Annotated in this window: 11 protein-coding genes; 10 read left to right on the top strand and 1 reads right to left on the bottom strand. The window is 67.4% G+C overall.

All coding sequences use genetic code 11. The features are described from left to right. Positions 1-98 precede the first annotated feature (98 nt). Genes aroQ through HWX25_RS10895 form a run of 3 tightly spaced genes read left to right on the top strand, consistent with a single transcriptional unit; the run spans position 99 to position 2,787 of the window. Positions 99-554, top strand: coding sequence for a type II 3-dehydroquinate dehydratase (gene aroQ / locus HWX25_RS10905; RefSeq protein ID WP_059528374.1), 456 nt, complete (start codon positions 99-101; stop codon positions 552-554). Further along, positions 551-1,405: a shikimate dehydrogenase gene (locus tag HWX25_RS10900; protein WP_059528372.1), complete on the top strand. Its 855-nt coding sequence runs from the start codon at positions 551-553 to the stop codon at positions 1,403-1,405. The genes aroQ and HWX25_RS10900 overlap by 4 nt, the downstream gene beginning before the upstream one ends. A 41-nt stretch (positions 1,406-1,446) precedes the next feature. Further along, entirely contained in the window at positions 1,447-2,787 is a 1,341-nt protein-coding gene (locus HWX25_RS10895) for an MFS transporter (RefSeq protein ID WP_175908486.1), read from the top strand. A gap of 105 nt (positions 2,788-2,892) precedes the next feature. Here the strand turns inward: HWX25_RS10895 and HWX25_RS10890 are convergent, their stop codons facing one another. Continuing rightward, the gene (locus HWX25_RS10890; RefSeq protein WP_175908485.1) at positions 2,893-4,002 is read right to left on the bottom strand and encodes a 2-aminoethylphosphonate--pyruvate transaminase; all 1,110 of its coding nucleotides are present in this window, start codon (positions 4,000-4,002) and stop codon (positions 2,893-2,895) included. A 256-nt stretch (positions 4,003-4,258) separates the two neighbouring features. Here HWX25_RS10890 and phnS point away from each other — a divergent pair, with 256 nt between their 5' ends. Genes phnS through HWX25_RS10855 form a run of 7 tightly spaced genes read left to right on the top strand, consistent with a single transcriptional unit; the run spans position 4,259 to position 11,550 of the window. Next, positions 4,259-5,350: a 2-aminoethylphosphonate ABC transporter substrate-binding protein gene (gene phnS, locus HWX25_RS10885; RefSeq protein ID WP_175908484.1), complete on the top strand. Its 1,092-nt coding sequence runs from the start codon at positions 4,259-4,261 to the stop codon at positions 5,348-5,350. A 34-nt stretch (positions 5,351-5,384) separates the two neighbouring features. Next, positions 5,385-6,488 carry a 2-aminoethylphosphonate ABC transport system ATP-binding subunit PhnT gene (phnT, locus tag HWX25_RS10880; RefSeq protein WP_059814829.1) on the top strand — a complete coding sequence of 368 codons (1,104 nt, stop codon included), beginning with the start codon at positions 5,385-5,387 and terminating at the stop codon, positions 6,486-6,488. Further along, on the top strand, positions 6,466-7,386 hold the full coding sequence (phnU, locus tag HWX25_RS10875; RefSeq protein ID WP_175908483.1) for a 2-aminoethylphosphonate ABC transporter permease subunit: 921 nt from the start codon (positions 6,466-6,468) through the stop codon (positions 7,384-7,386). The genes phnT and phnU overlap by 23 nt, the downstream gene beginning before the upstream one ends. After that, on the top strand, positions 7,376-8,236 hold the full coding sequence (gene phnV / locus HWX25_RS10870; RefSeq protein ID WP_175908482.1) for a 2-aminoethylphosphonate ABC transport system, membrane component PhnV: 861 nt from the start codon (positions 7,376-7,378) through the stop codon (positions 8,234-8,236). The genes phnU and phnV overlap by 11 nt, the downstream gene beginning before the upstream one ends. Then, the gene (phnA, locus tag HWX25_RS10865; protein ID WP_175908481.1) at positions 8,233-9,543 is read left to right on the top strand and encodes a phosphonoacetate hydrolase; all 1,311 of its coding nucleotides are present in this window, start codon (positions 8,233-8,235) and stop codon (positions 9,541-9,543) included. The genes phnV and phnA overlap by 4 nt, the downstream gene beginning before the upstream one ends. Beyond that, positions 9,540-10,994: a phosphonoacetaldehyde dehydrogenase gene (phnY, locus tag HWX25_RS10860; protein WP_175908480.1), complete on the top strand. Its 1,455-nt coding sequence runs from the start codon at positions 9,540-9,542 to the stop codon at positions 10,992-10,994. The genes phnA and phnY overlap by 4 nt, the downstream gene beginning before the upstream one ends. A gap of 4 nt (positions 10,995-10,998) precedes the next feature. After that, positions 10,999-11,550: a phosphonate degradation HD-domain oxygenase gene (locus HWX25_RS10855; RefSeq protein WP_059814810.1), complete on the top strand. Its 552-nt coding sequence runs from the start codon at positions 10,999-11,001 to the stop codon at positions 11,548-11,550. Positions 11,551-11,765 lie beyond the last annotated feature (215 nt).

The raw sequence follows: 11,765 nt of genomic DNA, 5'->3' as shown, positions 1-11,765 counted from the left end.
AGACATTGCGCTTGCGCAAGCGCACACTAGCGCCAAATCTTGACGTCAAGGGGCGAAGTCGGCTAGCGATGCGTCCCCGTTTTAGGAGCAGAAACACCATGAGCAAGCACAAGGTGCTGGTGCTGAACGGCCCGAACCTGAATCTGTTGGGGACCCGCGAGCCCCACATCTACGGCGCGGAAACCCTTGCCGACGTCGAGCAGCGCTGCCGCACGGCGGCCGAGGGGCTCGGACTGGAGATCGACTTTCGCCAGTCGAACGCCGAGCACCAGCTGATCGACTGGCTGCACGCCGCGCGTCACGATACGCACGGCATCGTGATCAACCCCGCCGCGTATACGCACACGTCGGTCGCGCTGGCCGACGCGCTGTCCGCGATCGCGAAACCCGTGATCGAGGTGCATATCTCGAACGTGCATCGTCGCGAGGCATTCCGTCACCACTCGTATGTGTCGGCGGTGGCCGAAGCCGTGATCTGCGGCTGCGGCACCGAAGGCTACGTATTCGCGCTGCAGCGCCTGTCGACCCTTTTTGCGCAGGGAGCCGCACGATGAGCCGCCCGTCTTTTCTGATCGGCCTGATCGGCCAGGGCATCGGCGGTTCGCTGTCGCCCGCAATGCATGAGGAAGAAGGTTTCCGCCAGGGATTCGGCTACGTGTACCGGCGCATCGATCTCGATGTGCTCGGCGTGACCGCCGACGCGCTGCCGGAGCTGCTCGATGCCGCGCAGCGGATGGGCTACAACGGGCTCAACATCACGCATCCGTGCAAGCAGCGCGTGATCGAGCACCTCGACGCGCTGTCGGACGACGCGCGCGCGCTCGGCGCGGTGAACACCGTGCTGTTCAAGGACGGCAAGCGGATCGGCCACAACACCGACTGGTCGGGTTTCGCGAAGTCGTTCCGCCGCGGGTTGCCCGACGCGTCGCTCGAGCGTGTCGTGCAGCTGGGCGCGGGCGGCGCGGGTGCGGCCGTCGCGCATGCTGCGCTGCAGATGGGCGCCGCCGAGCTGACGATCTTCGACGTCGACGGCACGCGTGCCGTCGCGCTCGCGGGTGAGCTGCAGCAGCGCTTCCCAGCCGCCCGGGTCACGCCGGGCAGCGATCTTGCGGCCGCGATGCAGGCCGCGACCGGCCTGATTCATTGCACGCCGACCGGCATGGCCAAGCATCCGGGCCTGCCGCTGCCGGCCGAGTTGCTCCGCGCGGGAATGTGGGTCGCCGACATCGTGTATTTCCCGCTCGAAACCGAACTGATCCGCGCCGCGCGCGCGGCCGGCTGCGCGACGCTGCCGGGTGGCGGGATGGCCGTGTACCAGGCCGTCGATGCGTTCGAGATCTTCACCGGACGAACGCCGGACGACGAGCGGATGTTCGAACACTTTCAGTCGCTCGTCGCACGCTGACCCTTCTACCGACTAGCTGAAAAATAGACCAGGAGACAACCATGCAGCACACCACCCACACGAACGCCGCGTCCGCGGCGGCCGGTACGGTCCGGCGGACCTCGGCGCGCTACAAGATCCTCGCGCTGCTCGCGATCGGCACGATGATCAACTATCTCGACCGTACCGTGCTGGGGGTGGCTGCGCCGCAGCTTACCAAGGAGCTCGGCATCAACGCGGCGGTGATGGGCATCATGTTCTCCGCATTCTCGTGGACGTACGTCGCGATGCAGGTGCCCGGCGGCCTGTTCCTCGACCGTTTCGGCAGCAAGATCACTTATTACTGGTCGATGACGCTGTGGTCGCTGTGCACGCTGCTGCAGGGTTTCGTGCCCGGTGTCGGGACGCTGCTCGCATGCCGGCTCGGCCTCGGCGTGACGGAAGCGCCGTGTTTCCCGACCAACAGCCGGGTCGTCGCGACGTGGTTCCCGCAGAACGAGCGCGCGATGGCGACCGGCACCTACACCGTCGGCGAGTACATCGGCCTCGCGTTCTTCAGCCCCGTTCTGTTCGCGCTGATGGGTGCGTTCGGCTGGCGCTCGCTGTTCTGGGTCGTCGGCGCGGTCGGCATCGTGTTCGGTCTGGTCTGGTGGAAGTTCTATCACGAGCCGCGCAACCATCCGGCCGCTAATTCGGAAGAACTCGCGTACATCGAAGCGGGCGGCGGTCTCGTGCACGGCGCGCGCAAGGACGGCGACAAGAGCGGCAAGCCCGCACAGGCCAAATTCAGCTGGTCGATGGCCGGCCGGCTGCTGAAGAAGCGCCAGCTCGCGGGTATCTGCCTCGGCCAGTTCGCCGGCAACTCGACGCTCGTGTTCTTCCTCACCTGGTTCCCGACCTATCTCGCGACCGAGCGTCATATGGGCTGGCTGAAGATCGGCTTCTTCGCGATCATGCCGTTCATCGCCGCGTCGGTCGGCGTGATGTTCGGCGGGATCTTCTCCGACTGGCTGCTGCGCCGCGGCAAGTCCGCGAACCTCGCGCGCAAGCTGCCGATCATCGCCGGCCTGCTGCTCGCGTCGACGATCATTCTCGCGAACTACGTGCAAAGCAACGAAGCCGTGATCGCGATCATGTCGGTCGCATTCTTCGCGCAGGGGATGGCCGCGCTCGGCTGGACGCTCGTGTCCGACATCGCGCCGGACGGCCTGCTCGGCGTGACCGGCGGCATCTTCAACTTCGCGGCGAACCTCGCGGGCATCATCACGCCGCTCGTCGTCGGCTTCATCGTCGCAACGACCGGGTCGTTCGTCGGCGCGCTCGTGTTTATCGGCGTGATCGCGCTGATCGGTGCGCTGTCGTACATCTTCGTCGTCGGCGACATCAAGCGGATCGAACTGTAAGTACCGGCTTCACGCACTCTCGGTGCGTTCGCCCGGCGACCTGTGGGTCGCCGGGCTTTTTTGTTTCTGCGTTCCCTGCTTGCGGGCCGTGGCATGCGTCAGCGCTCACGCGCGCTGCACGGCAATCCCGAGCGATTCGACCGCGAGCGCAATCGCCGCGACCGCACGTCGGATGTCGCCGGCATCGATCGCGCCGATGCAGCCGACGCGGAACGTCTCGAGTTGCGTCAGTTTGCCCGGATACAGGATGAAGCCCGCGTCGCGCACCGCGTCGTAGAAGCGGCGGAAATCGTAGGCCGGATGGTCGGGCGCATGGAACGTGACGATCACCGGCGCCTGCACGCTGGCGTCGAGGAACGGCGTGAAACCGAGCGCGCGCATCGATTCGATCAAGGTCCGGCAGTTCTCCGCATAGCGCGCGCCGCGTGCGGGCTGGCCGCCTTCGGCCAGGTACTGGTCGAGCGCGGCGCGCAGCGCGGCGATCACGTGGGTCGGCGGCGTGAAGCGCCACTGGCCCGTCTTGCGCAGGTATGCGTACTGATCATGGAGATCGAGCGCGAGCGACGGCGAGTTGCCTTCGCTCGCGTCGAGCGTATCGCGCCGCACGATCGCGAATCCCATCCCCGGCACGCCTTCCAGGCATTTGCCGCTCGCCGAGATCAGCGCGTCGATCCCGCTGTCCGCCAGCGCGATCGGCAACGCGCCGAACGAACTCATTGCGTCGACGATCAGCCGCTTGCCGTGCCGCCGGCACGCGGCCGCGATCGCGTCGAGCGGATTCAGGATGCCGGCGCTCGTTTCCAGATGCACGAGCGCGACGTGCGTGATGCGCGGCTCGCGCGCGAACGCGGCTTCGATTGCCGCTGGGGCGACCGCGGCGTCCTCGCCGAACGGCAGCGCGATCGCCTCGATGCCGAGTCGGCCGAGGATCTTCAGGATGCGCGCGCAATACGCGCCGTTGTCCGGCACCAGCACGACGCCGTCGCGCGGCACCAGCGTGCCCAGCGCGGCCTCGACCGAAAACGTGCCGCTGCCTTGCATCGGCACGCACACGTATTCGTCGCCGCCGCGCGCGATCGTGACGAGATCCGCGCAGACGCTGGCCGTCAATTGATTGAAAGCGGCGTCCCACGAGCCCCAGTCATGTTGCATTGCGTGGCGTGTTGTGGCGGACGTGGTGAGCGGGCCGGGCGTGAGCAGAATCGGGGCGGGCATGGCTTTTTCTCCAGCAGAGATCGGACGAAACGCCGGGTTGGCATTTCTGTGTGACTTGCATGATATTGGCAAAATGTGTCATTTTTGGGAAATTGTGGCACGCGTCACGGCGTTGTCATCGAACGCTGTGATCCTTCGGTTGCCGCGCGAGACCACCTGCAGCGCGGCAGCGAGGCAGGCCGGTCGTCGGTCTGTCCGACTGAAAGGAGCCGGATCGTGCCCCGGCCGTTTGGTGTTCCGCCTACGGAGAAGTGAGATGACACTGCAGAATTCCTCGCGCGCCGCTGCCGGCGCGTTCCGCAAGCTCGCGCTGGCCGCCTGCGCCGCCGGTCTGCTGCAAGGCGCGGCGATGCCCGCGCATGCGGCGAACGCGGTCGTGCTGTATACGGCGGACGGTCTCGAGAATCTCTATCGCGATGTGCTGCCGGCGTTCGAGAAGAAGGAAGGCGTCAAGGTGAACATCGTGACGGCGGGCAGCGGCGAGGTCGTCAACCGCGCGAACATCGAAAAGAACTCGCCGAAGGCGGACGTGATCGTCACGCTGCCGCCGTTCATCCAGCAAGCCGGCCAGATGGGCCTGCTGCAGCCGTACCAGAGCGTCAACTACAAGAACGTGCCGGCGATCGCGAAGGCGGAAGACGGCACGTGGGCGACGTTCGTGAACAACTACTTCTCGTTCGCGATCAACCCGGACGTCGTGAAGAACCAGCCGAAGACGTTCGCGGACCTGCTGTCGCCGGCCTACGCGGGCAAGGTCGCGTACTCGAACCCGGCCACGGCCGGCGACGGGATGGCCGTGCTGATCCTGACGACGTCGCTGATGGGCGAGGACAAGGCGTTCGACTACCTCGCGAAGCTGTCGCAGAGCGTGAAGTTCCACACGAAGGGCACCGGCTATCTGAACGTGCTGCTGTCGCGTAACGAGATCAGCGTCGCGAACGGCGACCTGCAGATGGATCTCGACGACGCCGAGCACGGCGCGCTGGCCGTCAAGCCGATCTTCCTGGCCGCGAAGGACGGCGACCAGCCGACCACCTTCCAGCTGCCGTACGGCATCGGCCTGATCAAGAGCGGCCCGAACCAGGACGCCGGCAAGAAGCTGATCGACTACCTGATGTCGACGGACGTGCAGTCGAAGGTGCCGGACATGTACGGCATCCCGGGCCGCACGGACGTGCCGCTGGCCGGCAAGAATGGCGAAGCGGTCAAGAAGGCGATCGCGGGCGTGAAGCTGATCCCGGTCGACTGGACGCAGGTGATGGCGAAGAAGCCGGTGTGGATCGAGCGCTGGAAGAAGGACGTGATCGGCAGCTCGGGCAAGCAGATCGACGTCGTCAAGCCGAAGTGATCGGCACACGCCGCCTGTATTAGTGAGCAAGAGGATGAACCCGGTGGAAACCACCCTGACCCATCCCGGCGCATTCGGCGCCGCCGAACCGCGCGCCACGCTGCGGTCCGGCGCGCCGGGCGGCGTGCAGATCGAACACCTGAGCGTGCGCTACGGCGCACGCACGGTGCTGGAAGATCTGTCGCTGTCGATCGGCGCCGGTGAATTTCTGACCGTGCTCGGCAAGAGCGGCTGCGGCAAGACCACGCTGCTGCGCTTCATCGCCGGGTTCGTGAAGGCCGATGGCCTGACCGGCACACTGACCGTGGCCGGACGCGACCTGACCCATGCGCCGCCGCACAAGCGCAATCTCGGTCTGTTGTTCCAGAATTACGCGCTGTTCCCGCACCTGTCGGTGTTCGAGAACGTCGCATTCGGGCTGCGCGCGCGCGGGATGGCCTCGTCGGAAGTGACGCGCCGCGTCGCCGACGCGCTGAAGCTCGTGCAGCTCGGCGAGGCCGGCCACCACCTGCCCGCGCAACTGTCGGGCGGGATGCAGCAGCGCGTCGCGCTGGCCCGCGCGCTCGTGATCGAGCCGGACGTGCTGCTGCTCGACGAACCGCTGTCGGCGCTCGACGCCAACCTGCGCGCGTCGGTGCGCAGCGAGCTGAAGGCGCTGCACGAGCGCCTGCCGAACCTTACCGTCGTGTGCGTGACGCACGACCGCGACGACGCGCTCGTGCTGTCCGACCGCGCGCTGCTGATGCGCGACGGCCGCATCGCGCAGCTCGGCACGCCGCAGCAGCTGTACGACGCGCCGCAGGACGGCTACGTCGCGCGCTATCTCGGCCCGGCCAACCTGCTGCCGCCGCACGTGATCTTCCCGCTCGGCGACCCGCGTCACGACGTGCGCGGCAAGGTCGCCTGCGTGCGTCCCGAGCGCCTGACCGTGATGCCGCTCGCGGCGGGCGGCCTGCACGGCACGGTGTCGTCGGTCGAATGGCAGGGCGCCGACCTGTCGATCGCGGTCGTGATCGACGCGGCGCCCGACGAACCCGTGCGCGTCACGATGCAACGCGGTCGCGGCGCGGCTCCCGAGCGCGGGGCGCGCGTTTCCCTGCATTGCGAGGCAGACGATGTCGTCCTTATCGAGCCCTGAAGCCGGCCTGCCGCCGCACGTGCTCGCGTCGGCCGCCGCGCATGCCGCCGCCGCGCGGCGCCGCAAGCGCATGGGCGATCTGCACCTCGCCGCGCTCGCGATCGTCGTGCTCGGCCCGCTCGTCGTCTATCCGCTGGTGCGGCTCGTGCTGCTGAGCGTGTCCGGCGATCACGGGCTGAGCTTTGCCGCGTACCGGACGTTCTTCAGCAACCCCGATACGCGCAACGTGCTGCTGACAACCGTCGGCGTGCTGTTCGCGAGCGCCGGCACCGCGTCGGTGCTCGGCGTGCTGCTGGCCGCGCTGCTGTTCTTCAAGCCGTTTCCGGGCGCATCGCTCGTCACGCGCTTCCTGGAACTGTACGTCGCCTTCCCGTCGTTCCTCGTCGCGTTCACGCTGATCTTCCTGTACGGCTCGCAAGGCTCGATCAGCATCGCGCTGCAGCACCTGTTCCATCTCGAGACCCCGCCGCTCGACTTCCTGTTCGGCATCGGCGGCGTGATTCTCGCGCAGACCGTGTTCTATACGCCGTTCGTCGTGCGGCCGACGCTCGCGTCGTTCGCGACGCTCGACCTGCGCCTGATCGAGGCGGCACGCAGCCTCGGCGCGTCCGGCTGGATGCTCGCGCGCCGCGTCGTGCTGCCGATCGCGTGGCCGGGCATCGCCGCCGGCACCGTGCTGTGCTTCCTGCTGACGCTGAACGAGTTCGGCATCCTGCTCGTGCTCGGCAGCGCGCGGCTCGTGACGCTGCCGGTCGCGATCTACAGCAGCGCGACCGTCGACCTCGACCTGCCGACCGCGTCGGCCGGCGCGGTCGTGATGCTCGCGCTGTCGCTGGCGCTTTATGCGGTTGATCGCCGGGTAAACCGGCGTGCGACGGGAGGGAACGATGTCCGCTGAATTCCGTATCGGGCAAGCCGTGCCGCGCCATCGGATCGGCTGGGGCGACACGCTGCTCAAGCATGCGTCGCGCGCGGCGCTTGCGCTGGCCGCGTTCGCCTGCTTCTGGCTGTTCGTGCTGCCGGTCATCGTCGTCGCGCTGTCGAGCGTGTCGACGCAGTGGTCGGGCACGATCCTGCCGGCCGGCTACAGCCTGCGCTGGTTCGAGCGGCTCGGTTCGCCGGAATACGACGCGCTGCTGACGAGCCTCGAGATCGGCTTCGGCGTGTCGGCGATCGGCACGATCCTCGGCCTGTGGCTCGCACTCGCGCTCGAAGGGCGCGACCGGCGCGGCCTCGGCGCGCTGGTCGATGCGCTCGTGATGGTGCCGAACGGCGTGCCGAGCGTCGTGCTCGGGCTTGCGGTGCTGATCGCGTATCACCAGAAGCCGCTCGACCTGTCGAGTTCCGCCGCGATCGTCGTGCTAGTGCAACTCGCGCTGATTCTGCCGTTCTGCTATCGCTGCGCGGCCGCCGCGCTGCGCCCGGAGCTGACCGTGCTGCGCGAAGCCGCGGCGAGCCTCGGTGCGCCGCCCGCGATGGTGCTGCGCCGCGTGCTGCTGCCGCAGCTCGTGCCGGCGCTGCGCGCGAGCCTCGCGCTCGGCTTTGCGCTGTCGCTCGGCGAACTCGGCGCGACGCTGACCGTCTACCCGCCGGGTTTCGCGACCGTGCCGATCGTCGTGATCGGTCAGGTCGAGCGCGGCTACTACCTTCCGGCATCGGCGCTGTCGCTGCTGATGCTCGGCGCGTCGCTCGCGGCGCTGCTGCTGATCGCCGCGCGGGTGCCGCGCGGCAAGCGGGCGGCATCATGAACGCCGCGTTCGCATTGCGGCAGCCCGGCGAGCAACCGGCCGCCGGCAAGGTATCGGCGGATCTCGCGGGGCGTTCCTTCGACGTCAACGGCCGGCGCTACCGTCTGCCGGTCGAACCGACCGTCGTCGTTTGCGTCGACGGCTGCGAGTACGATTATCTCGAGTGCGCGGTGGCGGCGGGCGTCGCGCCGTTCATCGGCAGGATGATCGCGGAAGGCACGGCCTGGCGCGCCGACTGCGTCGTGCCGACCTTCACCAACCCGAACAATCTGTCGATCGTCTGCGGCGTGCCGCCGGCGATTCACGGGATCTGCGGCAACTATTTCTGGGATCCGGCCGCGGACGGCGGACGCGGTGCCGAAGTGATGATGAACGACCCGGCCTACCTGCGCGCCGGCACGCTGCTCGCGGCGGCGTCCGACGCCGGCGCGCGGGTGGCCGTCGTCACGGCGAAGGACAAGCTGCGCAGGCTGCTCGGCTGGCAGATGAAGGGCATCTGTTTTTCCGCCGAGAAGGCCGCGCAGGCGAATCTCGCGGAAAACGGGATCGTCGACGTGCTCGACTGGGTTGGCCTGCCGTCGCCCGACGTGTACAGCGCGGCGCTTTCCGAATTCGTGTTCGCGGCCGGCGTGCGGCTTGCGCAGACGCGCCAGGTCGACCTGATGTACCTGTCGACCACCGATTACGTGCAGCACAAGTGCGAGCCCGGCAGTGCCGGCGCGAACGCGTTCTACGCAATGATGGACGGCTATCTCGCGCAGCTCGACGCGCTCGGCTGGGCGATCGGGCTCACGGCCGACCACGGGATGAACGCGAAGCACGATCCGGCAACGGGCCGCCCGAACGTGATCTATCTGCAGGACGCGTTCGACGGCTGGTTCGGCGCGCGGGCCGCTCGCGTGATCCTGCCGATCACCGATCCGTACGTCGTGCACCACGGCGCGCTTGGCTCGTTCGCGACCGTCTACCTGGCACCCGGCGTCGACCGGACCGAAGCGATGTGGCGCGTCGGCGGGATCGACGGCGTCGAGCTCGTGCTCGACAACGCGGAAGCCGCCGCGCGCTTCGAGCTGCCGGCCGACCGGATCGGCGACCTCGTCGTGATCGCACGGCGCGACATGACGCTCGGCACGCGCGAGCGCGAACACGACCTGTCCGGCCTGACCGTGCCGCTGCGTTCGCACGGCGGCGTGTCCGAGCAGGAAGTGCCGTTGCTGTTCAACCGTCGGTTCGAGCAGGACGATCCTGTGCGTCGTCCGCGCAATTTCGACGTCTTCGATTTCGTGCTGAACCGGGTCGCGTCATGATGGCTCATCCCCGACAGGATCACCCCGCCTTTCGCGCCGAGGCGCTGCGCTGGTGCGGCACGCGTGCGACGCGCGACCGTGTTCTCGACGTCACCGATCCGTATACCGGCACGCGTGTCGGCACGGTGCCGCTGGCGAGCGTCGACGACGTGCGCGCCGCGTTCGACTACGCGATGGCGTACCGGCCGGCGCTCACGCGTTACGAGCGTTCGCAGATTCTCGAACGCGCGGCGGCGCTGCTGCGCGAGCGGACCGAGGAAGCCTCCGACCTGATCACGCTCGAATCGGGATTGTCGAAACGGGATTCGCGCTACGAGATCGGCCGCGTTTCCGACGTGCTGAAGTTCGCGTCGGTCGAGTCGCTGCGCGACGACGCGCAGAGCTTCTCGTGCGACCTGACGCCCCACGGCAAGGCGCGCCGCGTGTTTTCGCAGCGGCAGCCGCTCGACGGCGTGATCGTCGCGATCACGCCGTTCAATCATCCGATGAATCAGGTCGCACACAAGATCGCGCCGGCGATCGCGACCAACAACCGCGTGATCGTAAAGCCGTCGGAGAAGGTGCCGTTGTCGGCGTTCTATCTGGCGGACCTGCTCTACGAGGCCGGCTTGCCCGAGCCGATGCTGCAGGTACTGACCGGCGACCCGCGCGAAATCGCGGATGAACTCGTCACGCATCCGCACGCATCGCTGATCACCTTTACGGGTGGTGTGTCGATCGGCAAGGCGATCGCCGCGCGCGCCGGCTACCGGCGCATCGTGCTGGAACTCGGCGGCAACGATCCGCTGATCGTGCTCGACGATGCCGATCTGGAGCGTGCGGCGTCGCTGGCGGTGCTCGGCTCGTATCGGAATTCGGGGCAGCGCTGCACGGCCGTCAAGCGGATCCTGGTACAGCGCTCGATCGCGCCGGCGTTCACCGAGTTGCTCGTCGAGAAGACACGCGCATGGAAATATGGCGATCCATTCGATGCCGCGAATGAAATGGGCACGGTGATCGACGACGCGGCGGCGCGACTGTTCGAGGCACGGGTCGGCGAGGCGGTCGCACAGGGGGCGCGCCTGCTGACCGGCAACGTGCGTCGCGGGGCGCTCTATTCGCCGACCGTGCTCGACAACGTCGATCCGTCGATGACGATCGTGCGCGAGGAGACCTTCGGCCCCGTCTCGCCCGTCATCGCGTTCGACACGATCGACGACGCGATCCGGATCAGCAACGGCACGGCATTCGGGCTGTCGTCGGGTGTCTGTACGGACAGTACGGCTGCGGTCGTGCGGTTCGTGAACGAGCTGAACGTCGGGACGGTGAATGTCTGGGAAGTGCCTGGATACCGGATCGAGCTGTCGCCGTTCGGCGGGATCAAGGATTCGGGGCTCGGCTATAAGGAAGGCGTTCAGGAAGCGATGAAGAGCTTCACGAACCTGAAGACGTTTTCGCTGCCTTGGGAGTGAGCGGATGGCACTGACGGTGGAAGAGATTCACGGGCTGTATCGCGAGCACGGCCACGTCGCGTATAGCGGCGAACCGGTCACGCAGCTGGAGCATGCATTGCAGAGCGGGTTGCTGGCGGAGGAGGCGGGCGCTGACGACGCATTGGTTGCGGCCGCCTTCCTGCACGACCTGGGGCATCTGCTGAATCGGCAGGGCGAGACGCCGAGCGCGCGGGGGATCGACGACCTGCATCAGTATTACGTGCTGCCGTTTCTGCGGCCGCTGTTCAACGAGGCGGTGCTGGAGCCGATCCGGTTGCACGTCGACGCCAAGCGTTGCCTGTGCCGCACGGACGCCGGCTACTTCGGGAGCCTGTCGCCGGATTCGGTGCGCAGCCTCGCGCTGCAGGGGGGCATCTTCAGTGAAGAGGAAACGGCGGCGTTCCTGCGGCGCCCGTTCGCGGAGGACGCACTGCGCCTGCGCCGCTGGGACGATACCGCGAAGGAAGAGGGCAAGGTGACGCCTGGTCTCGATCACTATATGGAGATAGTGGCGCGTCAGGCGCGTGTGGTCTGACGCTTCGGCTGCCTCTATATAAGGCCCCGCACGCGGCAGCGTGCGGGGCCTTATATTTTTCGAGAAACCCCTTGCGCGATCGCCGGGAGCTGCTTAGAATCACGCCTCTTTCGCGCTAACGGAAACGCGGCGCGGGAGGAGAAGGGAAGCGGTGCGGACGAGGGCAGGTTGTAGAACCTCAGCGCACACGAAGTTGAACCCCAGTCGTCGCAACG

The organism is Burkholderia sp. BCC1640, from assembly GCF_902833125.1.
In the GTDB taxonomy this organism is placed as follows: domain Bacteria; phylum Pseudomonadota; class Gammaproteobacteria; order Burkholderiales; family Burkholderiaceae; genus Burkholderia; species Burkholderia diffusa.
This window is presented reverse-complemented; position numbering and strand designations above follow the sequence as displayed.

What these genes read in the sequence shown, in the direction of transcription:
- aroQ (WP_059528374.1), top strand. Translation starts at nt 99, where the DNA reads ATGAGCAAGCACAAGGTGCTGGTGCTGAACGGCCCGAACCTGAATCTG.
- HWX25_RS10900 (WP_059528372.1), top strand. Translation starts at nt 551, where the DNA reads ATGAGCCGCCCGTCTTTTCTGATCGGCCTGATCGGCCAGGGCATCGGC.
- HWX25_RS10895 (WP_175908486.1), top strand. Translation starts at nt 1,447, where the DNA reads ATGCAGCACACCACCCACACGAACGCCGCGTCCGCGGCGGCCGGTACG.
- HWX25_RS10890 (WP_175908485.1), bottom strand. Translation starts at nt 4,002, where the DNA reads ATGCCCGCCCCGATTCTGCTCACGCCCGGCCCGCTCACCACGTCCGCC.
- phnS (WP_175908484.1), top strand. Translation starts at nt 4,259, where the DNA reads ATGACACTGCAGAATTCCTCGCGCGCCGCTGCCGGCGCGTTCCGCAAG.
- phnT (WP_059814829.1), top strand. Translation starts at nt 5,385, where the DNA reads ATGAACCCGGTGGAAACCACCCTGACCCATCCCGGCGCATTCGGCGCC.
- phnU (WP_175908483.1), top strand. Translation starts at nt 6,466, where the DNA reads ATGTCGTCCTTATCGAGCCCTGAAGCCGGCCTGCCGCCGCACGTGCTC.
- phnV (WP_175908482.1), top strand. Translation starts at nt 7,376, where the DNA reads ATGTCCGCTGAATTCCGTATCGGGCAAGCCGTGCCGCGCCATCGGATC.
- phnA (WP_175908481.1), top strand. Translation starts at nt 8,233, where the DNA reads ATGAACGCCGCGTTCGCATTGCGGCAGCCCGGCGAGCAACCGGCCGCC.
- phnY (WP_175908480.1), top strand. Translation starts at nt 9,540, where the DNA reads ATGATGGCTCATCCCCGACAGGATCACCCCGCCTTTCGCGCCGAGGCG.
- HWX25_RS10855 (WP_059814810.1), top strand. Translation starts at nt 10,999, where the DNA reads ATGGCACTGACGGTGGAAGAGATTCACGGGCTGTATCGCGAGCACGGC.